22 protein-coding genes are annotated in these 20,853 nt (G+C 64.3%); 14 read left to right on the top strand and 8 right to left on the bottom strand.

Annotated features, from left to right (window positions below; genetic code table 11):
- The first annotated feature begins 32 nt into the window (after positions 1 to 32).
- From sfnG to E4P29_RS17800, 8 genes are all read left to right on the top strand, one after another.
- Positions 33 to 1,157 (top strand): dimethylsulfone monooxygenase SfnG, encoded by a 1,125-nt coding sequence (gene sfnG, locus E4P29_RS17835; RefSeq protein ID WP_135046528.1) that lies wholly within the window; start codon positions 33 to 35, stop codon positions 1,155 to 1,157.
- A 93-nt stretch (positions 1,158 to 1,250) separates the two neighbouring features.
- Positions 1,251 to 2,459: a DUF5336 domain-containing protein gene (locus tag E4P29_RS17830; protein ID WP_135046527.1), complete on the top strand. Its 1,209-nt coding sequence runs from the start codon at positions 1,251 to 1,253 to the stop codon at positions 2,457 to 2,459.
- A 72-nt stretch (positions 2,460 to 2,531) separates the two neighbouring features.
- Positions 2,532 to 4,001, top strand: a complete 1,470-nt coding sequence (locus tag E4P29_RS17825; protein WP_135046526.1) for a DUF6350 family protein — start codon at positions 2,532 to 2,534, stop codon at positions 3,999 to 4,001.
- Positions 4,002 to 4,071: 70 nt separating this feature from the next.
- The gene (gene purN, locus E4P29_RS17820; protein WP_348539774.1) at positions 4,072 to 4,695 is read left to right on the top strand and encodes a phosphoribosylglycinamide formyltransferase; all 624 of its coding nucleotides are present in this window, start codon (positions 4,072 to 4,074) and stop codon (positions 4,693 to 4,695) included.
- A complete protein-coding gene (purH, locus tag E4P29_RS17815; protein WP_135046524.1) occupies positions 4,692 to 6,248 on the top strand; it encodes a bifunctional phosphoribosylaminoimidazolecarboxamide formyltransferase/IMP cyclohydrolase in 1,557 nt (518 codons plus the stop codon). The genes purN and purH overlap by 4 nt, the downstream gene beginning before the upstream one ends.
- A gap of 202 nt (positions 6,249 to 6,450) precedes the next feature.
- The gene (locus E4P29_RS17810) at positions 6,451 to 7,266 is read left to right on the top strand and encodes a DUF559 domain-containing protein (RefSeq protein WP_245154388.1); all 816 of its coding nucleotides are present in this window, start codon (positions 6,451 to 6,453) and stop codon (positions 7,264 to 7,266) included.
- 116 nt (positions 7,267 to 7,382) lie between these two features.
- Positions 7,383 to 8,768 carry an ATP-binding protein gene (locus tag E4P29_RS17805; protein WP_135046522.1) on the top strand — a complete coding sequence of 462 codons (1,386 nt, stop codon included), beginning with the start codon at positions 7,383 to 7,385 and terminating at the stop codon, positions 8,766 to 8,768.
- Positions 8,768 to 10,714: a VWA domain-containing protein gene (locus E4P29_RS17800; protein WP_032371243.1), complete on the top strand. Its 1,947-nt coding sequence runs from the start codon at positions 8,768 to 8,770 to the stop codon at positions 10,712 to 10,714. The genes E4P29_RS17805 and E4P29_RS17800 overlap by 1 nt, the downstream gene beginning before the upstream one ends.
- On the opposite strand, the gene E4P29_RS17795 is transcribed toward E4P29_RS17800, so the two are convergent.
- The 7 genes from E4P29_RS17795 to rpmB all read right to left on the bottom strand — a co-directional run bounded on the left by E4P29_RS17795 (position 10,715) and on the right by rpmB (position 13,813).
- Positions 10,715 to 11,287 (bottom strand): DUF1707 domain-containing protein, encoded by a 573-nt coding sequence (locus tag E4P29_RS17795; protein WP_135046521.1) that lies wholly within the window; start codon positions 11,285 to 11,287, stop codon positions 10,715 to 10,717.
- Positions 11,288 to 11,312: 25 nt separating this feature from the next.
- The gene (locus tag E4P29_RS17790; protein WP_135046520.1) at positions 11,313 to 11,777 is read right to left on the bottom strand and encodes a hypothetical protein; all 465 of its coding nucleotides are present in this window, start codon (positions 11,775 to 11,777) and stop codon (positions 11,313 to 11,315) included.
- A gap of 46 nt (positions 11,778 to 11,823) precedes the next feature.
- Entirely contained in the window at positions 11,824 to 12,750 is a 927-nt protein-coding gene (locus tag E4P29_RS17785; RefSeq protein WP_135046519.1) for an AEC family transporter, read from the bottom strand.
- 81 nt (positions 12,751 to 12,831) lie between these two features.
- Complete coding sequence (gene rpsR / locus E4P29_RS17780) at positions 12,832 to 13,086, bottom strand: 30S ribosomal protein S18 (RefSeq protein ID WP_008719028.1); 255 nt, start codon at positions 13,084 to 13,086, stop codon at positions 12,832 to 12,834.
- A 14-nt stretch (positions 13,087 to 13,100) separates the two neighbouring features.
- Complete coding sequence (rpsN, locus tag E4P29_RS17775) at positions 13,101 to 13,406, bottom strand: 30S ribosomal protein S14 (RefSeq protein ID WP_027496028.1); 306 nt, start codon at positions 13,404 to 13,406, stop codon at positions 13,101 to 13,103.
- 3 nt (positions 13,407 to 13,409) lie between these two features.
- Positions 13,410 to 13,580 (bottom strand): 50S ribosomal protein L33, encoded by a 171-nt coding sequence (gene rpmG, locus E4P29_RS17770; RefSeq protein ID WP_209205461.1) that lies wholly within the window; start codon positions 13,578 to 13,580, stop codon positions 13,410 to 13,412.
- Entirely contained in the window at positions 13,577 to 13,813 is a 237-nt protein-coding gene (rpmB, locus tag E4P29_RS17765) for a 50S ribosomal protein L28 (protein WP_032365915.1), read from the bottom strand. The genes rpmG and rpmB overlap by 4 nt, the downstream gene beginning before the upstream one ends.
- Positions 13,814 to 13,950: 137 nt before the next feature.
- Between rpmB and E4P29_RS17760 the strand changes: the two genes are divergently transcribed.
- The 5 genes from E4P29_RS17760 (at position 13,951) to E4P29_RS17740 (ending at position 18,246) form a co-directional block, all read left to right on the top strand.
- Entirely contained in the window at positions 13,951 to 15,183 is a 1,233-nt protein-coding gene (locus tag E4P29_RS17760) for a GTP-binding protein (protein ID WP_135046666.1), read from the top strand.
- Positions 15,180 to 15,440 carry a type B 50S ribosomal protein L31 gene (locus tag E4P29_RS17755; RefSeq protein WP_135046517.1) on the top strand — a complete coding sequence of 87 codons (261 nt, stop codon included), beginning with the start codon at positions 15,180 to 15,182 and terminating at the stop codon, positions 15,438 to 15,440. Before E4P29_RS17760 ends, E4P29_RS17755 begins: the two co-directional genes overlap by 4 nt.
- 3 nt (positions 15,441 to 15,443) lie before the next feature.
- Positions 15,444 to 15,611, top strand: a complete 168-nt coding sequence (rpmF, locus tag E4P29_RS17750) for a 50S ribosomal protein L32 (protein ID WP_135046516.1) — start codon at positions 15,444 to 15,446, stop codon at positions 15,609 to 15,611.
- 77 nt (positions 15,612 to 15,688) lie between these two features.
- Positions 15,689 to 16,753, top strand: coding sequence for a VIT1/CCC1 family protein (locus tag E4P29_RS17745; protein WP_135046515.1), 1,065 nt, complete (start codon positions 15,689 to 15,691; stop codon positions 16,751 to 16,753).
- Between the two features lie 311 nt (positions 16,754 to 17,064).
- On the top strand, positions 17,065 to 18,246 hold the full coding sequence (locus E4P29_RS17740) for an RtcB family protein (protein ID WP_135046514.1): 1,182 nt from the start codon (positions 17,065 to 17,067) through the stop codon (positions 18,244 to 18,246).
- A gap of 85 nt (positions 18,247 to 18,331) precedes the next feature.
- Here E4P29_RS17740 and E4P29_RS17735 read toward each other — a convergent pair whose 3' ends face one another.
- Positions 18,332 to 18,628 (bottom strand): hypothetical protein, encoded by a 297-nt coding sequence (locus E4P29_RS17735; RefSeq protein WP_135046513.1) that lies wholly within the window; start codon positions 18,626 to 18,628, stop codon positions 18,332 to 18,334.
- Between the two features lie 445 nt (positions 18,629 to 19,073).
- Here E4P29_RS17735 and E4P29_RS17730 point away from each other — a divergent pair, with 445 nt between their 5' ends.
- Positions 19,074 to 20,792 carry a metallophosphoesterase gene (locus E4P29_RS17730; RefSeq protein WP_135046512.1) on the top strand — a complete coding sequence of 573 codons (1,719 nt, stop codon included), beginning with the start codon at positions 19,074 to 19,076 and terminating at the stop codon, positions 20,790 to 20,792.
- The last annotated feature ends 61 nt before the right edge of the window (positions 20,793 to 20,853 follow it).

Genomic DNA, 20,853 nt, shown 5'->3' with positions numbered 1-20,853 from the left:
GGCGCATTCATCCGACGAAGGATGACGCACACATGAGCACCGAAAAGATCGCCGACGCAATCAAGTTCGCGTACTGGGTTCCCAACGTCTCGGGTGGCCTGGTCACCAGCACCATCGAGCAACGGACCAGTTGGGACTACGAGTACAACAAGAAGCTGGCGCAGACCGCCGAGAACAACGGCTTCGAGTATGCCCTCAGTCAGGTCCGTTACGAGGCGAGCTACGGGGCCGAGTTCCAGCACGAGTCGACGAGCTTCTCGCTCGCGTTGCTGTTGGCCACCGAACGTCTGAAAGTCATTGCCGCCGTGCATCCCGGGCTCTGGCAGCCTGCTGTATTGGCAAAGCTCGGCGCTACCGCGGACCATCTCTCGAACGGCCGTTTTGCGGTCAACGTCGTCAGTGGTTGGTTCAAGGACGAGTTCACCCACCTCGGTGAGCCGTGGCTCGAGCACGACGAACGATACCGGCGCAGCGCCGAATTCCTGCAGGTGCTGCGCAAGATCTGGACCGAGGACGACGTGGATTTCCGGGGCGATTTCTATCGGATCCACGATTTCACGCTCAAGCCCAAGCCGCTCAACACCCCGGAACGGCCCAATCCTGAACTCTTCCAGGGTGGTAACTCGTCCGCCGCGCAGGAGAATGCCGGCCGGTACTCGGATTGGTACTTCAGTAACGGCAAGGATTTCGACGGCGTCACCGAGCAGCTCGACAACCTGCGTCGGGTCGCGCGCGATCACCGACGTGAGGTCAAGTTCGGGCTCAACGGCTTCATCATCGCGCGAGACAGCGAGAAGGAAGCGCGAGATACGTTGCGAGAGATCATCGACAAGGCCAACAAGCCTGCCGTCGAGGGTTTCAGAGGTGCGGTGCAGCAGGCGGGCAATTCGACGGCCGACAAGAAGGGGATGTGGGCCGACTCGACGTTCGAGGACCTCGTTCAGTACAACGACGGGTTCAAGACGCAGTTGATCGGCACCCCGGAGCAGGTTGCCGAACGCATCGTCGCCTACCGACGCCTCGGCGTCGACCTCGTTCTCGGTGGCTTCCTGCACTTTCAGGAGGAAATCGAATACTTCGGAGCGAAGGTGCTGCCGCTGGTGCGGGAGCTCGAAGCGGCCGAATCGAACGACCACGAGTTGGCCACGTCCCACTGACCTGGAGTTCCTCGAGCGGTCGGGTCCGTGCAGTAGCGTGAGATCTCGGACCCGACCGACCTGGGTACGGCACTATCAGGATGAGGAGACGCGATGACCTACTCGCCCGGCAGCCCTGACAACGGGGGCTCCAACTCTGGTGGCTACGGCGGAGGCGGACCGTCCTACGGCCCCCCGTCCACGCCGAATCAGGCCACGCCCAATCAGCCGTCGTCCGGTGCCTACCCCCAGTCGGGGCAGAACCAGCCGTTCCACCAGCCGTCGGTATCCAACCCGTTCGGCCCGCCCGTGCCAGGAACCTCCGCACCGAGCGGGTCCGCGCCGGGCACGTCCGGGCACTCGACGAAGTCGTCCGGTGCCGGGGTCGCACAACTGCCGAAGATTCTGACCTTCGTGGTGCTCGGTCTCGGTATCGTCAACTTCCTGCTCGGCCTGCTCGATTTCGTCACCGCCGAAGTGTCGTCGTCCGAGCAACTGCCCAGCGGCATCCAGACCTCGTTCAGCACCAACTTCTTCGAGTCCGGCGGAAGTGCGGCGTCGATCGCGTTCCTGCTCGCCGCCGGTCTGATCGCAGGTGCGTCGCTGCTGCAGAAAGACGCCCGGAACCAGGCCGTGATCGCGGCACTGGCCATCGCCGGATTCCTGGTGCTCGTCTTCCAGTCGTTCAGCCTGCCCAGTGCCGAGGGCAACGAGTTCGCCAGCACCAGCAGTTCGCTCGGAATCGGCGCGATCCTGGTGCTCGTGTTGGGCTTCGTGCAGGCGGCTGCCGCTGTGGTTGCGCTGCTGCTCGATGCAGGCATCGTCAAGGCCCCGGCACCCAAGCAGTCCGGCTTCGGGAACCAGGGTCAGCAGTCCGGTTACGGCCAGCAGAATCCGTACAACGCGCCGACGACGTCGTTCGGTGGACCGTCCGGACCGCAGAACTACAGCAACCCGCCGGCCTACGGTCAGGCCCCGTCGAACACAGCGGGCTCGTCGAACTTCGGGCAAGCGCCGAGTGGACAGACGTCCGGCCAGCATTCCTACGGTCCCGGCGCACAGTCGCCGTACGGCAATCAGCCTGCGCCGAACACGGGACCGCAGGGTGGCTATTCGCCGCCGCCCTACACCGGTCCGAGCGGTCCGCCCGCAGGGCAGGCGTACCCGCCGAACCAGTACCAGTACGGCAACCAGCCGTCCGGTTACGGTCAGCCGTCGAGCACACCAGACGAGTCCGAGTCGGGCTCACAGTCGACGCCGTACGGCGCACCGACTCAGTCGTTCGGCGCCACTCCCGCCGACGACGACAACAAGCGCGACTGATTTCGCACGTCACACTCGACTTCGCGGCGCGCCTGCCCGGCGTGCCGCGAAGTTGATGCGAATCTCGTAGTGATGAGCGATCTATTGAACCGAGATTCTCGACGCGCGGCCGCACGCAGTACCCGTGTCGGTACCGGGCCGACGCCCGACCAGTCACGGACGCTCGCTGCGGTGGCCTTCAAGACCTCCGGGTTGGTGGTGGTCATCGCCACAACACTGGTCCTGATCACCCTCGTCTCGGTGAACAGCGATCTCACCGGAACCCTCGGTGCCATCGCCGGTTCCTGGTTCGCGGTGCACCTGGTGCCGCTGAGTATCGGTGGCACGTCGATGGGCGTCGCCCCGATGCTTCCCACCCTCGTCGTCGCCTGGTCCGTCGCACGCACGGTTCACCACGCGGTGGACGAGACCTCCGACCGCCGCATGGTCAGGTGGGTCTTCGCCGCGTCGATGGCAGGACCCCTCGCCGTCACAGCCATCGCACTGGCCGTCGCCAAGGACGCGTCGACTGTCATCGGACTGTCGAGCCCCAACGCACTCGTCGCCTTCTCGTGGGTGGCCGGAGTGCACGCAGCGGCGTCGGGCACCGGCTTGGTGCTGGCTCGCTGGGACACTCTGGTGATCGATCGGCACCTTCCAGATTGGGTACGCGCGCTCGTTGCGCCGCTCGTCCGAGGCGTCGCAGTGCTGATCGCGGGCGGCGCTGCCATCGTGCTGCTGGCACTGCTCGCCTCCTGGGACACCGCCGGTTCGCTGCTCGACAACGGACGCACCCTCATCGGCATGCTGGGATTGACCGTGCTGTCGGTGCTGTACCTGCCGAACATCGTCCTCGGTGCCCTCGCCGTCGCGACGGGGTCCTCGGCGAGCTTCGGAGACGCATCGGTCAGCCTGTTCTCGACGACGGGCGGGCCGCTCCCGCCGCTCCCGATCCTCGCCGTCCTCCCCGAAGGATCCGCGCAGACGATCTGGATCGTCATGCTCGTCGTGCCCCTCGCTGCCGGACTACTTCTGGGACGCGACTGCGCGATCCGAAGCGTGGACGTCCAGGTCGCCGTCTCCTCGGTGTGGGCGGTGGCCGCAGCTATCGGAGCCCTCGCCGCGGTGTTCGGCTACGCCGCAGGCGGAAACCTCGGCACGTTCGGAACAGTGGAAGTAACCGTGTGGAGCTTCGCACTACTGACCTTCGCCTGGCTCGGTGTCGTCGGATCCGCCTCGGCCGCCCTCGTCGTGTGGCGTCGAGCAGACCCGGAACCCGACCACGAACCCGACGACCGATCCAGCGCAGAGCAGCCCGTGCCGGCGACCGTGCCCCCAGCAGAACTGGCCATCGAAGCGCCTGCGTCGGAGCCGGACGAGGCCGTCGCGGACACCGTCGTCGAGGCCGAGGTTGTCGACGAGAATCCGGTCGCGACAGTGGAAGCAGACGATCCGATCGCGTCCGACGCCGAATCCGAGGAACCGCTCGAGGCCGAGATCGTCGTTCCGCCCCCGGCCCAGGACGACGCGTCGAGCACTGCGGAGGACGGACCTGCCCGGTAGGGGTGCGGGTCGGAGCGACTAAGGTTTCTGCTGGCTCGAACGATCCCCTCGATACCTCAGGAGTAGTGCGCTGACTGCCTTGCGTGAGACACCCGCGCGGGTCGTCGTCCTCGCGTCGGGGACCGGCTCGCTCCTGCTGTCGCTCGTCGCCGCGACAACTGCCGAGAACTACCCGGCGCGCATCGTGGCCGTCGGAGTCGATCGAGAGTGCGCTGCCGCTCGTCATGCCGACGATGCCGCGATCCCACATTTTCGTATCGGCTTGCGGGACTTCGCCGATCGGTCGGCCTGGGATGCGGCGCTCACCGAAGCTGCCTTGGGGTTCGAGCCCGATCTGATCGTCACCGCAGGGTTCATGAAGATCCTGGGTCCTCGATTTCTCGACGCGTTCGCCGGCCGGATCGTCAACACGCACCCCGCGCTGTTGCCGTCGTTCCCGGGTGCGCACGCCGTACGGGACGCACTGGACCACGGCGTCAAATTGACCGGTTCGACGGTGCATCTGGTCGATTCCGGCATCGACACCGGGCCGATCCTGGCCCAGGAAGCCGTGCCCGTTCTCGACGGCGACGACGAAGCGGCATTGCACGAACGCATCAAGACTGTGGAACGACGGTTGCTGGTCGACGTGATCGCAGCGGTCGCAGCCAAAGGTGTCACCTCCGATGGACGAAAGGCTCAGATAATCCGATGAGTGAACGTAAAGCGGTGCGCCGCGCACTGGTCAGTGTCTACGACAAGACCGGACTGATCGAACTTGCGACCGGTTTGCACGCCGCGGGCGTCGCTCTGGTGTCCACCGGATCGACGGCGAGCAAGATCGCCGACGCCGGAATCCCGGTCACCAAGGTCGAGGACCTCACCGGATTCCCCGAGACCCTCGAGGGCCGCGTCAAGACGCTGCATCCTCGCGTCCATGCCGGGGTTCTTGCCGACACCCGCAAGCCCGAGCACCTGGCTCAGCTGGACGAGCTGGGCATCGAGGCGTTCGAACTCGTCGTGGTCAACCTGTACCCGTTCACCGAGACCGTCGCCAGTGGTGCAACACCCGACGAATGTGTCGAGCAGATCGACATCGGTGGCCCCTCGATGGTGCGCGCCGCAGCCAAGAATCACCCGTCGGTCGCGGTTGTCGTCGACCCGAGCCGGTACGACGATGTACTCACCGCTGTCTCGGGTGGTGGATTCACGCTCGCCGAGCGCACATCTCTTGCCGCGCAGGCATTTCAGCACACCGCGGCGTACGACGTCGCAGTGGCGTCGTGGATGTCGAGCGTCCTGACCCCCGACACCGAGACAGTGTTTCCCGAGTGGATCGGCGGCACCTGGGACCGCTCCGCAGTACTTCGGTACGGCGAGAACCCGCACCAGAAGGCCGCCCTGTACGTCGACTCCTCCGCTGCTGCCGGCATCGCTCAGGCCGAGCAGCTGCACGGAAAAGAGATGTCGTACAACAACTTCACCGATTCGGATGCGGCCTGGCGGGCAGCGTTCGATCACTCGGAGCCCACCGTCGCGATCATCAAGCACGCCAACCCGTGCGGAATCGCCGTCGGCAGCGACATCGCCGAGGCGCACCGCAAGGCGCATGCGTGCGATCCGGTGAGTGCCTACGGCGGCGTCATCGCGGCCAACCGTGAGGTCACCGTCGAAATGGCCGAGCAGGTCGCCGAGATTTTCACCGAGGTCATCATCGCGCCCTCCTACGCCGACGGCGCACTGGGAGTGCTGCAGCGCAAGAAGAACATTCGAGTTCTGCTCGCAGAAGCGCCGCCCACGTCGGGCGTCGAACTCAAGCCGATCTCCGGCGGGGCACTGCTGCAGCAGCGCGATGTCATCGACGCCGACGGCGACGATCCGGCCAACTGGACCCTCGCCGCGGGCGAACCTGCCGATGAGCAGACCCTGAAGGATCTCGAATTCGCTTGGCGCGCAGGACGAGCCGTCAAGTCCAACGCAATTCTGCTCGCCCACGACGGCGCGTCGGTCGGCGTCGGAATGGGCCAGGTCAACCGCGTCGACGCCGCCCACCTCGCAGTCCAGCGAGCCGGGGATCGCGTAGTCGGTTCGGTCGCGTCCTCCGATGCCTTCTTCCCGTTCCCCGACGGCTTGCAGGTCCTCATGACCGCGGGCGTCAAAGCCGTTGTGCAGCCCGGTGGTTCGGTCCGCGACAACGAAGTGATCGCGGCAGCCCAGGACGCGGGCGTGACGCTGTATCTGACGGGTTCGCGGCACTTCGCGCACTAGCTGCTCCGTCGAGATCGCAGTTGTGCAGCCTTTTACACCATTTTCGCTCGCATAACTGCGATCTCGGCGATCTGTGGATGACCGAATAGTTGTCCACAGATCGCGCTGCCGGCCGTGTCGAGGGTGTCAGCCCTGCCAGGGTTGAACCATGGGGATCGAGTCGAGACCGTTTCGTGGGTCGGTTGCAGTGCAGTCGGGAGCAATGAGTCGTCACCGACTGAGTCGCGACTATGTACGAGTGTTCCGTGATACGTATGTGCCCGCGGGAACCACCCTGGATGCGCGGACCCTGGCTGCGGCGGCATCTGTGTGCGTCGGCAACAGCGCAATTGTCGCGGGTACTTCAGCGGCCGCCATACACGGCGCGCGATGGGTAGATGCGTCGGTGCCGCCCACTGTGCTTGCGCTGGGAAGATCACATCGAATACCAGGGCTGATCATCCGGCGTGACTCGATCGAGCCTGACGAAGTGCTCGTTGTCGGCGGGGTGGCGGTGACCACCCCGGTGCGGACTGCGTTCGATATCGGGCGATGGGTTCCGACACCGCAGTCCGTGATCTTCCTCGATTCACTCTTGGCCGCGACCGGCCTCGGGCGGGATGCGGTGAGTGCATTCGCGTCACTGCGTCCGGGGTGTCGGGGTATCCGGGTGCTGCTCGACGCCCTCGGTCGTGTCGACGGAGGCGCGGAATCGCCGCAGGAGACGCGCACACGACTATTGCTGATCGATGCCGGACTTCCGAAACCCACCACCCAGATCGACATTCGAGATGCGCGTGGTCGATTTGTCGGGCGGATCGACATGGGCTGGGAGAGGTGGCGTGTCGGGGTGGAATACGAGGGGGTGCAGCACTGGCTCGACGAGCGTCAGCGAACTCGAGACATCGAAAGGTACGAGGACTTGCAGCAGTGCGATTGGCAAATCGTTCGGGTCAATTCCGAACAACTCCGCCGTCGTCCCGACGAAGTGGTCCGTCGAGTTCGGGCCGCGCTACGTGAGGCAGGAGCACCGGGCTAGCGAGATCGCAGTTGTGCAGGGGATTTGTCCAGTTCGGGTGGCATAAGTGCGAACTCGGCGGAACCACAACGGGCCACTAGATGGCAGCAATCGTCAAACGCTCGTAGCGTGGAGAAGTGACCTCCACCAAACCTGGCATCTCCACTCTCGGCGAACTCAAGGCATCCGGACATCGGCAGCGGTCGATCAAGGAAGAGCTCCGCGAAAATCTTCTGACGGCGTTGCGTGACGGAGAGGATCCGTGGCCGGGGATCGTCGGCTTCGGGTCGACGGTGCTGCCGCAATTCGAGCGCGCGATTCTGGCCGGTCACGACGTCGTTCTCCTGGGTGAGCGTGGGCAGGGCAAGACGCGTCTGCTGCGTACACTCAATCTGCTGCTCGACGAGTGGGTGCCGGTGATCGCCGGGGCTGAACTCGGCGAGCATCCGTACGAGCCCATCACCCCTGCGAGCATTCGTAGGGCGAAGGAACTGGGCGACGATCTGCCCATCGAGTGGCGGCACCGCAGCGAGCGGTACGCCGAGAAGCTCGCGACTCCGGATACTTCGGTCGCTGACCTCGTCGGCGATGTCGATCCGGTGAAGGTCGCCGAGGGCCGCAGCTTGGGCGACCCGGAGACCATTCACTTCGGTCTCGTTCCTCGGAGTCACCGTGGCATCGTGGCGATCAACGAACTTCCCGACCTCGCTGAGCGCATTCAGGTGTCGCTGCTCAACGTCATGGAGGAGCGCGACATTCAGGTCCGCGGCTACACCCTGCGGCTCCCGCTCGACGTCATGTTGGTGGCCAGTGCCAACCCCGAGGACTACACCAATCGCGGACGCATCATCACTCCGCTCAAGGACCGCTTCGGTGCCGAGATCAGGACGCACTACCCGCTCGAACTCGACGAAGAGGTAGCCGTCATCGAGCAGGAAGCGGACCTGCAGGCCGAGGTTCCGGCATACCTGCTCGAGGTGCTCGCTCGATTCACCCGGCTGCTGCGTGAATCGCCGTCGGTGGATCAGCGCTCCGGTGTGTCGGCACGATTCGCGATCGCCGCGGCCGAAACGATCGCTGCCGCAGCGGTTCACCGCGCTGCGATACTCGGCGAAGCAGATGCTGTGGCGCGGCCCGTGGACCTGGGCACGATCATCGAGGTGCTGCGCGGCAAGGTGGAATTCGAGTCGGGCGAAGAAGGCCGCGAAATCGAGGTCCTCGAACACATGCTGCGACGCGCGACGGCGGATACCGTCCGGGCGCACCTGGGTGGCCTGAACCTCGCGGCGTTGGTGACGGCCGTGGAGACCGGCGACCCGATCGTCACCGGCGATCGCATCACCGCAAAGGCACTGCTCGACGAGCTGCCCGACGTATCCGTGATCGGCGACATCACCGAGCGGTTGAAGGCGACCTCGGACGGCGAGAAAGCAGCCGCCGTCGAACTGGCACTCGAAGGTCTCTACCTCGCGCGGCGAATCTCGAAGGACCCCGACGAAGACGGCCAGACGGTGTACAGCTGATGCGTCGCTCCAGGTACGGGCGCTATCACGAGGGGCCGGATCCACTGGCTCCTCCCGTCGATCTGCGGGAGGCGTTGGATGCGATCGGCGAGGACGTCCTCGAGGGAGCGTCGCCTCGCCGGGCGTTGCAGGAGATGCTGCGGCGCGGGACGAAGAACATGCGTGGGCTCGACGACCTTGCGGCCCAGGCCGCCAAGCGTCGCCGAGATCTGTTGAAGCAGAACAACCTCGACGGCACGCTGCAGGAAGTGCGTGAGCTGCTGGACAAGGCGGTGCTCGAGGAGCGCAAGGCGTTGGCGCGGGCGCTCGACGACGACGCGCGGTTCCAGGAGATGCAGATCGGCGATCTGTCGCCGTCCACCGCCCAAGCGGTGCAGGAGCTGTCGGACTACGACTGGCGTTCGTCGGAGGGGCGCGAGAACTACGAGAAGATCAAGGATCTGCTCGGCCGCGAGATGCTCGATCAGCGATTCGCCGGCATGAAGCAGGCTCTCGAAGGTGCCACCGAGCAGGATCGTCAGGCCATCAGCGAGATGCTGAAGGACCTCAACGAATTGCTCGACGCCCACAACAAGGGCGAGAACACCGACGAGCAGTTCGACGAGTTCATGAACAAGCACGGTCAGCATTTTCCGGAGAATCCGAAGAATGTCGACGAGCTGTTGGACTCGCTCGCCCAGCGGGCCGCGGCGGCGCAGCGACTGCGAAACTCTCTGACGCCCGAGCAGAGAGCCGAGTTGGATGCGTTGGCGCAGCAGGCCTTCGGTGATTCGAACCTGCTGGATCAGCTCGATCAACTGGATCAGAATCTGCAGCAGGCCCGGCCCGGTGAGGACTGGGACGGTTCGCAGAACTTTCGCGGCGAGAACGGAATGGGCCTCGGTGACGGTACCGGGGCACTGCAGGACATTGCCGATCTCGAGAATCTGGGCAATCAGCTCTCGCAGCAGTACAACGGGGCAGCGCTGGACGATATCGACGCCGATGCCCTGCTGAAACAGCTCGGACCGGAGGCTGCGGCCGACGCCCGGATGCTCTCGGAGCTCGAAAAGGCGCTGCAGCAGCAGGGTTTCATGGACAAGGGTGCCGACGGTCAGTGGCGTCTGTCGCCGAAGGCCATGCGTCAATTGGGGCAGTCGGCGCTGAAGGATGTCGCGGGAAAGCTGTCTCGACGCGGCGGCGAGCGAGACACGCGCAAGGCCGGCGCGATGGGTGAGCCGACGGGAGCGTCGCGCACCTGGGAATTCGGCGACACCGAACCGTGGGACGTGACCCGCACGGTCAACAACGCCGTGTTGCGTACGGCTGCACAAGGATCGGGCTTCCCGGTGCAGCTACAGGTGACCGATGTGGAGATCAGCGAGACCGAGACCCGGACGCAGGCTGCGGTGGCGTTGTTGGTCGACACGTCGTTCTCGATGGTGATGGACGGCCGCTGGGTGCCGATGAAGCGCACCGCACTGGCTCTCAATCACCTGGTGAGTACTCGTTTTCGCGGGGACGACCTACAACTCATCGGATTCGGCCGGCATGCACAGACTTTGACGGCCTCGGAGCTCGCCGGCCTCGACGGAGCCTACGATCAGGGCACCAATCTGCATCACGCGTTGATGCTCGCAGTGCGGCATCTGCGTCGTCATCCCAATGCACAGCCGGTGGTCTTGATCGTCACCGACGGTGAACCGACGGCTCATCTCGAGCCGGACGGCCATGCGTATTTCGATTACCCGCCGTCGTCGAAGACGTTGGGGTTGACGGTGCGCGAGCTCGATACCGTCGCGAAACTCGGTGCGCAGGTGACGATTTTCCGTCTCGGTGACGATCCCGGTCTGGCCCGGGTGGTCGACAAGATGGCCGAGCGGGTCGGCGGCAGGGTCATCGCGCCGGATCTGGACGGATTGGGTGCTGCGGTGGTGAGCGACTATCTCAAGCGTCGGCGGTCGTAGTCACTTCTCTGCTGCCTTGATGTCCACCGAGACTCCGCCCCAGAAGGCGAGTCCGGTGATGACCACTCGGGGCGCACCGGGGTGAGTGGCGCTGACGTGCTCGAATCCGCCCATGATTCCGGTGCCGCGGACCTCGACGCCGATGCCGGGCGGCACGGTGATCTCGATGCCGCCCATGATCGCGACGCAGTTGATCGTGGTTTCCTGGGCCGAGAACGTCGCTCGGCGTAGGTCGAGTTCCACTCCGCCCCAGAAGGCGAGCGCGTCGATGCGTGCGGCGACGGTCCATTCGCCTTTGCGAACCGATCCGCTCATGATCGCGATGGCCCGATCGGTCTGGGGCGCACCGGTGTGCGTTGTCTGCGGAGGTGGGGTGAGGGCCAGATCGTCGGTCAGCAGGTCCAAGTCGCCGTAGGTCTTTGCTCGGTACGCGGCGGCCGTCCGCTCGTCGTACTCGGTGACGGTCAGTTGACCGTTGGCGAACGCGTCGCTCAGCAGCTGCGCCACGAGGTTGCGATCGGCGTCGGCAGCGCGCACCGTACTTCGATTTCGGTCGGGTAGTTGATCGCTCACCGGTCGGACATTACCGGCGACCGGGTCAGGCCGCATTCAGGATTGCGCGATGACCCAGCGGCGACGCCAGAGTGATCTGCATGGTGGCGTAGACGGCAACCATGATGCAGGACTTGTCCTCGGCGTCCGGTCTGGTCCCGGTCCGCAGTTCGATCGTGACGGCCTTATCGGTCTCGGTCACCGTCGCGTCGGCTCCGTAGCATTCGGGCGTGCCGGTAACGAAGTGCACCGCGATGGTGTTGGGGGAGACCTGGCTCCACGACTCGAACGGAGTGGTCGTCGCGCGGATCAGATCCGGGGTCGACTCGAACATCGTGCCGACGTCCCCGACGGGAACTTCGTGGGGTACGGGCGGCGCGCTCGGTTGCTGGACGAACCCGATGGGGGTGGTGGAGTTCGTTGTCGGTGTCGTCTCGTCGTCGTCACCGGCGGCGGTGCTGCAGCCGGCCAAGAGCAGGCACAGCATGACACCTGCAGCGAGAAACCTCATGAACCCAAAGTAGCGCTGGGAGCTGAGGAGAACCTTTGTGTTCGTGTCATGCCAGCAGCACCGTGACGAGTGCGATGACGGGAATCGAGACCAGGGTCGTGACGAATGCCGTGTCGCGGGCCAGAACGACGCCTCGCTGGTAGCGGCTCGCGAAGACGAAGACGTTCTGCGCCGTGGGCAGTGCCGAGACGACGACGATGGCGAACAGGTCGTGCCCGTCGAGGCCGAAGACGAATCGGGCCATCAGATACCCCAACACCGGCTGCAGCGCCATCTTGAACAGGGTCGCCAGAGCCACGTCTCGTCGCGGGCTGATGCCCTTCTGCAGTACCCGCGCGCCGTACAGCGAGAGTCCGAACGCGAGCAGTGCACCAGGAACGGACAGGTTGCCGACGAGTTGGAACGGCTGCATGAGCGCCTCAGGGAGCTCGAATCCGGTGATCGACAGTACGAGACCCGCAGCCCCGGCCAGCACGATCGGGTTTCGGAACGGCGTCGTGATCGTCTTGAACAGTGAGACCTCGTCGATCTTGGTGGAGATGTCGAGGACGGTCACCGCGATCGGCGTGTAGATCATGATCTGGAACAGCAGCAGGGGCGCGACGAAGTTGGCGTCGCCCAGCACGAACACGGCGATCGGGATACCGAGGTTCGCGGCATTGACGTAGGAGCTCGCGAGTGCGCCGACGGTCGCGTCGGGCACGGCGCGTTTCAGCGCGAGCTTCGCGATGACGAAGTAGATGGCCCCGACGAGCAGCGCAGTGGAACCGGCGACGGCCAGTACGGGGGACAGGATGACCGACAGATCCGACCTGGCCAACGTGATGAACAGCAGCGACGGCGTCGCCACGAAGAAGACCAGTCGGCTCAGAACGAATTGGCCGTGTTCGCCGAGGATTTTCAGATGGGCGAGCAGGTAGCCCAGTGCGATGACGACGAAGATGACGGTGAAGCCTTCGAGAACGCCGGACATCGTAGAACTGCTCGTTTCTTGCTAGGAACGACAGAAAGGCCACGTAGCCCCAGGGCTACGTGGCCTTTCTCGAAAGCTGATTCAGCGGCTGGTGAACGGCAGCAATGCCATTTCACGAGCGTTCTTCACTGCGACAGCGACCTGGCGCTGCTGCTGCGGGGTGAGCCCGGTGACCCGGCGGCTACGGATCTTGCCGCGGTCGGAAATGAACTGACGAAGAAGGTTGATGTCCTTGTAGTCCACCGTGGTGACCTTGGCGGCATTCAACGGGTTCTTCTTCGGTCGACGACCCGCCTCTGCGCGGACCTTCTTCGACGGTGCTCTCTTGACTGCCATCTCTACCTTTTCCCTTACCAGCTCGACTTGTGGACGCCTGGCAGCTCCCCGCGGTGAGCCATCTCGCGCATCTTCACGCGGGACAGCCCGAATTTCCGTAGGTAACCGCGCGGACGTCCATCCGCAGCGTCACGATTGCGCAATCGTACCGGACTCGAATCGCGTGGCAGACGCTGCAGTGCCGCCTGGGCCTCCGCGCGCTCGGAATCGCTGCTCGAGGGCTTGCGAATGATCTCTTTGAGCTCTGCGCGACGCGTTGCCCAGCGGGCGACGACGACCTTGCGTTGCTCGTTCTTCGCGATCTTCGATTTCTTGGCCACCGATCAGCGCTCCTCTCGGAAATCGCCGTGCTTGCGCACGATCGGGTCGTATTTCTTCATGACCAGTCGGTCCGGGTCGTTGCGGCGGTTCTTGCGGGTGACGTAGGTGTAGCCGGTACCCGCGGTCGACTTCAGTTTGACGATGGGCCGGACGTCGGTGCTCTTGCCCATCAGATCTTCTCCCCACGTGCGCGGATCTTGGCCACCACGGCGTCGATGCCGTCGCGGTCGATGGTCTTGATGCCCTTGGCCGAGAGCGTGAGGGTGACGCGGCGTCCGAGGCTGGGGGCGTAGTAGGTCTTGCGCTGGATGTTGGGATCCCACCTGCGGCTGGTGCGCACGTGGGAGTGCGAGACCGACTTTCCGAAGCTGGGGGTGCGGCCGGTGACTTGGCAGTGCGCTGACATGAGCACTCCTTTCTTGCCGTTATGACAATCGTTTTCGACAAAGCGTTCAAGCGAATGTAGCGTGCATCTCCAGAGAATGACAATCGTTGTCGAGAAGAAAGGCGCTCGTGAACACATCACCGGACGATCGAACCCCGATGGTCCTCGTCTCCGGCTGGACCGGAGCCATGGACGCTGTCGTGACATCGCTGCTCGCGCCGGGAACTGTCGCAGTCCGCCACGACCTGAGCCGCGTCACCGAGGGCGTCGTACGCCGAACGCTGTACATCCTGGGTGAGAATCCGCGCGAGACGATCTTGGAACTGGCGCACGGCTGTGTCTCCTGCACGCTGCGCGAGGACCTGCTGCCGCTGCTGCGTGCACTGTCGAGCCGCAGCAGTGTCGATCGCATCGTGCTCGTTCTGGACCCTGCACTCGAGCCCGAGGCGTTGTGCTGGGCGGTGGACAACGTCATCGTCGCCGACGTGGTGGGGCAGATCGACGGCCCGGCCTCGCGAGACGTACGTATCGAGGCCGTGATCGGCTGCCTCGACGCCGCAACCTGGTTGGCCGACGCCACCGGCGACGACACCTTGGCCGACCGCGGCATCGTCGCCAGCGGTGACGACGATCGAACCGTCGCGCAGCTGGTAGTAGGCCAGGTGGACTACTCCGACGCGCTCGTCGTCACCGCAGGTTCCGAAGTCGACGCGTGGGAGCGCGCCAGGCTCGCGGCTGTCCTCGCGCGGTTGGCACCGAACGCACCCGTCGTCTGGGTTTCGCAGGACTCGATGGTCGACGGCCCAGCAGTTCTCGCGTCCGTTCCCTTCGATGCCCGGCGCGGTGAGATCACGGACGCCCACTCTCCGCTGTTGCGCGGCCAGCCGCCCTTGTCCGTCGACTGCGGAGTCGCACTCGTGGAGTTCACCGCAACTCGGCCGTTCCATCCCGAACGACTGCACGAGGCCATCGACGTGTTGCTCGACGGCGTCGTCACCGCCCGTGGACGGGCGTGGGTGGCCACGCAACCCGACGAAGCGCTGTGGATCGAATCGGCCGGCGGCGGACTACGGGTGGCGAGCGCCGGAAAGTGGCTTGCGGCAATGTCTCCAGTGGAACAGGATCGCGTCGACACCACCAGGCGAGCGATGGCTGCGCTGCGGTGGGACGAGCAATTCGGCGATCGAGACACGTCCTTGGTGATCTTGGTACATCAGGCCGACCCCACCGAGATCGACCGAACTCTGCAGTGGGCGTTGGTGTCCGACGACGAGGTCACCGAACCCGCTCAGTGGGCCACGTGGACCGACCCGTTCGGCCAATGGCACGAAGACCCCTGCGAGAGCAGCGAATCCCCCTACGCAGACCGATCACGAGAGGCAACAGAATGAAGCCAGGCATCCACCCCGACTACCACCCGGTGGTGTTCCAGGACTCGAGCACCGGGAACAAATTCCTCACTCGATCCACCGTCACGTCCACCCGCGAGACCGAGTGGGAAGACGGCAACACCTACCCCCTGATCGTCGTCGACGTCTCGTCCGAATCGCACCCCTTCTGGACCGGGGCGACACGCGTCATGGACACCCAGGGACGCGTCGAGAAGTTCGAGAAGCGCTACGGCCGTCGAAGCCGAAAGAAGGCGTGAGACATGGCTGTTCCGAAGAGAAAGATGTCGCGCTCCAACACGCGTAGCCGACGGGCACAGTGGAAGGCCGTCGCCCCGGATCTGGTGACGGTGCGTTTTCAGGGTCGAGAGTTCAAAGTGCCGCGCAGGTTGGTCAAAGCAGTTCAGGCCGGCGTCTACGACCCGAGCTGACTGCCCCCTCGTGCGCGTTGTGCGCCCTTCCAGGTACGCACAACGCGCACGAGGGCGGAGCCCGGTACGTTTGCTCGATGGACGGAACGGAACCCTCGTCGAAGGACGTCAAGCGATGGCGGCAGTACCTCGCCGACGAGCGGGCCGAGGCCGCCGTCTATCGCGACCTGGCAGGTAGGCGCAACGGCGAGGAACGCGACATTCTGCTCGAGTTGGCCGACGCGGAAGGTCGCCACGAACAGCATTGGCGCAATCTGCTCGGCGATCGCGTCGGGATGCCGCTGAAAGGCGACATTCGTACCCGGATACTCGGTGTGCTGGCGCGCCGCTTCGGATCGGTGTTCGTACTCGCCCTCGCGCAACGCGCCGAGACCCGCTCGCCCTACGCGACCGACGCGGATGCCACCGACGCGATGACGGCCGACGAGCAAATTCACGCCGAGGTCATCCGGGCATTGGCTGCGCGCGGCCGTAATCGACTCTCGGGAACCTTCCGCGCCGCGGTGTTCGGCGCCAACGACGGATTGGTCAGCAACCTCGCCCTGGTACTCGGCATCAGCGGATCCGGAGTGTCCAACCACATCGTGTTGGTCACCGGACTCGCCGGCCTGCTCGCCGGTGCGCTGTCGATGGGAGCAGGCGAATACGTCTCGGTGCGCTCGCAACGCGAACTGCTCGAGGCGTCGTCGCCCGACAGCGCCGCGAATGAGGCCGTTCAACACCTCGACGTCGACGCCAACGAACTCGCCCTCGTCTACCGCGCGCGCGGAATGACCCACGAGGAAGCCGACGCGAAAGCAGCGGACGTCATTCGACTGCTGCCCGCCGTCGAAGAACCGGCCACCGACATCGACGAGCACGAATCCATCGGCACCGGACTCGGTGCCGCCGCAGCGAGCTTCTGCTTCTTCGCCTCGGGTGCGGTCATCCCGGTGTTGCCGTACCTGTTCGGTCTCGAAGGCTATGTGGCCCTTGCCGTTGCCGCGGTACTCGTCGGACTGGCACTGATCTGTACGGGTCTGATCGTCGGACTGCTCAGCGGCGGCCCGCCCGTCAAACGCGCACTGCGCCAACTCGCCATCGGATACGGCGCGGCCGGGGCGACATATCTATTGGGACTCGCATTCGGTGGGGGAGTGTAGGTTCCGATTATTGGGCCGGAATGCACAGTAGCGACGCACATCGACGGGATCCCGGCTGATCGGCGCACTTCTGTGCATTCTGTCCCGTCTCCCATCCTCGCCGGGCGAATCAATTAGCTCGCGTCGGAGACTTTCAGCTCGATAGGGTCATTGCCATGCGCGCCACTTGTCTGCCCTGCGCGGCTCTCGACACGAGAGTCCGTCCGAGCATTGTGCTGCGCGCATATTCATCCGAGCTGTGTGCTGCTCTCACCGGCAAACAGCGACCCATCGAATAGCTCTCTCTCGACGAGGGGGCAGAAAGGAACATCATGCCCCCGAACAAGGTGGGCTTACGGCTGCTCAACTGGGCGTCACAGCTCGAGGACAAGACGCTCGAGCAGGCTCGCGAAACAGCATCGATGCCGTTCGTGCATCCACACGTCGCCCTGATGCCCGACGCGCACAGCGGCATGGGAAGTGCTGTGGGGACGGTCATTCCGACGTTGGGTGCCGTGATTCCCGCCGCCGTCGGTGTCGACATCGGCTGCGGAATGATCGGTGTCCGAACAGAATTCACCCTCGAGGACCTCGACGGACGGAACCTGAAGGATTTGCGACTTGCCATCGAGGCCAGCATCCCCCTCTCACCCGGCAACTACAACGTCGGTGTCGATCGATGGCAGTTCACTGCGCCAAAGCTGCTCGAACTCGAGGAGTTGGCGGCCAGGGACGGTGTAGAGCTGAACCACTCACCGCAGTGGCGGGAGCAGCTCGGTTCGTTAGGCGGCGGCAATCACTTTGCCGAGTTGTGCCTCGACGAAACCGATCGAGTGTGGCTGTTTCTGCACAGTGGGTCGAGGGGCGTCGGCAACAAGATCGCGAAGAAGCACATCGGGATTGCGCAGCGTCTGTGTGCGCAGTGGTGGATCTCGTTGCCCAACAAGGACTTGGCGTACCTGCCCGAGAACTCTCGTGAATTCGGGCAGTACATCAGAGATCTGAAGTGGGCGCAGCGGTTCGCGTACCTGAACCGGGCCGAGATGATGGACCGGTTCGGCGCGGTGTTCGCCGAGTGGATGGGAACTGACAACCACCGCGAAGTCGAGCGAATCAATTGCCATCACAACTACACGGTGAAGGAAACGCACTTCGGCAAGGACGTCTGGCTCACCCGTAAGGGTGCAATCGATGCACACGAGGGTGTGAAGGCGATCATCCCGGGGTCGATGGGGACGCGTTCGTACGTGGTCGCCGGTAAGGGTTCCAAGGCCGGCCTGTGCTCGGCACCCCACGGTGCCGGTCGACAGTTCTCTCGGACCGAGGCCAGGAAGCGGTTCACCCACGAGAACCTGCAGGAGCGGATGAAGGGGATCGAGTTTCGCGACAGTGCCGACTTCATCGACGAGATTCCCGACGCCTACAAGTCCATCGATGTCGTGATGGAGGACGCCCGCGACCTGGTGAGCGTCGAGCACGAGCTACGTCAGATTCTCAACGTCAAGGGGACCTGAGGGCGCAGGGCCTGTTGAACGACGAAGGACGCGCACCGAGATGTCTCGGTGCGCGTCCTTTGTGTCGTTCAGGGGAGGAGAAGACTCACTCCTCGTCGGGGCATGAGAAGGTGATGGTCACGTTGCTGCGGTCGATGGGCGCGAAGTACACCGAGCGCAAGGCAGTTGCTGTGCGATCTGCGTCGTCACAATCGTTGATGAGGCCGTCCAGCTTGATCAGCATCAAGTTGCCGCTGTCCTTGATGATTGCTCGTGCGGCGGAGATCGACTTGCCCTCGATCTTGTCCTTGAAATCGGGCACATCGGCGGCCTGCGCCAGCGGGGCGAATCCGATCGCACAGGCAATGGACAGGGCAGCTACGGTCAACGACTTCTTCAGCATGACTTCTCCTCGGTTTTCAACTGTTGGCTCCCGTTGACTGGCTGCAGCCACAGGGGCGCGTGCAATCACCGGAGGTGTATAACTCACGTCGAACTTCAGCCAACGGGCGCTGACCTCAAGTTTCGTGCTCACAGTAGCAGTGCGTACGGCCGTCGGCGCGCTGGTTGTCCACCGAATGGGCAAGTAAATTGTCGCGATTGTCTACTCGGATAGGTCTGGAGCTCTGACTGGCGCTCGTGTGCCTGGATATCTACCAATCTTTACCGCAGTGTTGCGTGAGGTTGCGGCCTTTCGGAACCGCCGTTGTCCTTGGTCCGGTGGGGGCCTTCGTTCTCGACGGGATTGTCCTCGTTCGTCCTGTTGTGCCTCGCTGTTCTCCGTCTGTTCACCTGTAATGCGCTCTTCTGTTCAGCGCCCGAGAGGGCTCGGCGGTCACCATCGATTCATGACGCTCAATCCCGCAGGCGAGACCGTCGCGACCGGAATTCCGGGCACGCTCGCCGAGAACCTGACGATGGCCGAGCAGCACGACTGGCATCGGTCGTTCTTGCGGCGGCACCCGGTGAGTCGACGCAACTTCCTGGTGGGTGCCGCGGCGACGGCAGCCGCGGTGGGCGTCGGTAATTCGGCGTTCACTCGCACCGCCTATGCGCAGGATGCTCCGCTGGCGGTGGCCGGTCGACACATGGGCTTTGGCAACGACCCGGCGACCCAGTTGCGATTCTCCGCTCAGCTTTCCCGTAATCCCGGTATCACCGGTGTCTTTCTCGATCACGGCCCGACGCCGGCACTGGGTGCGACGACCTCCGCCGAGGTGCGCAACCTCGTCAGCCAAGTTCCGCAGACCGATGGCGGCATCCTGTCGGCCGAGCAGTACTACGTGCATGTGCCCGTCGACAACCTGACGCCCAAGCTGCCGCATTACTACCGATGGCGTACCGCGGACGGTTTCGTCAGCGACATTCGCAGCGCATCTCCCGCGCTGCCGACCGGACGCATTGCCCCGTTCCGTTTCACCATGATGGGGGACCAAGGGGTCGACGAGACCCCCTCGCAGCCAGCGGGTCTGGTCGCCGGTGACTACGACGACCTGTATTACAAGGCCGACAACGAACCGTCGGTCAAGCACGCGCGCAACATCAATCGTCAGATCGAGGCGTCGCGTCCGGACTTCCACATTCTTGCCGGCGATATCGCCTACGCGGATCCGTCGGGTGCCGGTCTGCCACCGCAGTTCGCGGGCCACGGCAAGACGCCACCGAAGGGATTCGACAAGTTCAATCCCTTCGTCTGGGACGGCTATTTTCAGGCCATCGAGGCCAGCGCATCGACTGCACCGTGGTTGTTCGCCACCGGCAATCACGACATGGAGGCGCTGTACAGCCCCAACGGATACGGCGGCCACGCGGCACGTCTCGATCAACCCAGTACTGGACCGAAGGGGTGCCCATCGGCGTATTCGTTCGTGTACGGGAACACCGCGGTGCTCTCCCTCGACGCGAACGACGTCAGCTACGAGATCAAGGCCAACACCGGCTACAGCGGCGGAGCCCAGAACACCTGGGTGGAGCAGACTCTCGCCAAGTATCGGGCAGACCCGAACATCGACTTCATCGTCTGCTTCTTCCATCACTGCGCCTACTCGACCACGTCGACGCATGCGAGCGACGGCGGCGTACGTGACGCGTGGGTATCGCTGTTCGACAAGTACGAGGTCGACGTGGTGCTCCAGGCGCACAATCACGTGTTCGAGCGCACCGATCCGATCCGCTCCAACCGTGCGACGCGGGTCGCCGGCGACAACGCCACGGTTCGCGGAAAGACCGACGGCACCGTGTATTACACCGTCGGCGGAGGTGGCCGTCCGCGTTACACGTTCCAGGACGGCGAGGGCGTCAGCTACCGGGGCCACGAATTGCCGGACACGGCTGTTCCGAACAGCTACGTATGGGCACCCGACGGCACCAAGTCGGCCGAGTCCATCACGTGGTCGCGAGTGAGATTCCTGAACTACTCGTTCGTCAGAGTCGATGTGGTGCCGGGTATTCCGGGTATCAAGGCCAGCACGATGTCCATCGGAGCGATCGACGAATACGGCAACGAATTCGATCGCCTCACCTTCGAGCGCGACATCGCGGTGGGCCCGATCTTCGGTTCCTCCTGAGCGCCCACGTGAGTGGAACTTCGACCCCTGCTACGAACTTCCACTCACGTGCGGCGCAGCC

The sequence above is a fragment of the Rhodococcus sp. 1R11 genome, from assembly GCF_004563845.1.
GTDB lineage: Bacteria > Actinomycetota > Actinomycetes > Mycobacteriales > Mycobacteriaceae > Rhodococcoides.
The sequence above is the reverse complement of the archived record's forward strand: the minus strand, read 5'-3'. Positions and strand labels throughout refer to the sequence as shown.

Bases quoted from the DNA above. Each gene is read 5' to 3' on its own strand.
- purH (WP_135046524.1), top strand. From the start codon at position 4,692: ATGAGTGAACGTAAAGCGGTGCGCCGCGCACTGGTCAGTGTCTACGAC.
- E4P29_RS17740 (WP_135046514.1), top strand. From the start codon at position 17,065: ATGCCCCCGAACAAGGTGGGCTTACGGCTGCTCAACTGGGCGTCACAG.
- sfnG (WP_135046528.1), top strand. From the start codon at position 33: ATGAGCACCGAAAAGATCGCCGACGCAATCAAGTTCGCGTACTGGGTT.
- rpsR (WP_008719028.1), bottom strand. From the start codon at position 13,086: ATGGCAGTCAAGAGAGCACCGTCGAAGAAGGTCCGCGCAGAGGCGGGT.
- E4P29_RS17810 (WP_245154388.1), top strand. From the start codon at position 6,451: ATGAGTCGTCACCGACTGAGTCGCGACTATGTACGAGTGTTCCGTGAT.
- E4P29_RS17790 (WP_135046520.1), bottom strand. From the start codon at position 11,777: ATGAGGTTTCTCGCTGCAGGTGTCATGCTGTGCCTGCTCTTGGCCGGC.
- E4P29_RS17800 (WP_032371243.1), top strand. From the start codon at position 8,768: ATGCGTCGCTCCAGGTACGGGCGCTATCACGAGGGGCCGGATCCACTG.
- E4P29_RS17755 (WP_135046517.1), top strand. From the start codon at position 15,180: ATGAAGCCAGGCATCCACCCCGACTACCACCCGGTGGTGTTCCAGGAC.
- E4P29_RS17830 (WP_135046527.1), top strand. From the start codon at position 1,251: ATGACCTACTCGCCCGGCAGCCCTGACAACGGGGGCTCCAACTCTGGT.
- E4P29_RS17735 (WP_135046513.1), bottom strand. From the start codon at position 18,628: ATGCTGAAGAAGTCGTTGACCGTAGCTGCCCTGTCCATTGCCTGTGCG.
- E4P29_RS17730 (WP_135046512.1), top strand. From the start codon at position 19,074: ATGACGCTCAATCCCGCAGGCGAGACCGTCGCGACCGGAATTCCGGGC.
- E4P29_RS17745 (WP_135046515.1), top strand. From the start codon at position 15,689: ATGGACGGAACGGAACCCTCGTCGAAGGACGTCAAGCGATGGCGGCAG.
- E4P29_RS17825 (WP_135046526.1), top strand. From the start codon at position 2,532: ATGAGCGATCTATTGAACCGAGATTCTCGACGCGCGGCCGCACGCAGT.
- rpmF (WP_135046516.1), top strand. From the start codon at position 15,444: ATGGCTGTTCCGAAGAGAAAGATGTCGCGCTCCAACACGCGTAGCCGA.
- E4P29_RS17785 (WP_135046519.1), bottom strand. From the start codon at position 12,750: ATGTCCGGCGTTCTCGAAGGCTTCACCGTCATCTTCGTCGTCATCGCA.
- rpmB (WP_032365915.1), bottom strand. From the start codon at position 13,813: ATGTCAGCGCACTGCCAAGTCACCGGCCGCACCCCCAGCTTCGGAAAG.
- E4P29_RS17760 (WP_135046666.1), top strand. From the start codon at position 13,951: ATGGTCCTCGTCTCCGGCTGGACCGGAGCCATGGACGCTGTCGTGACA.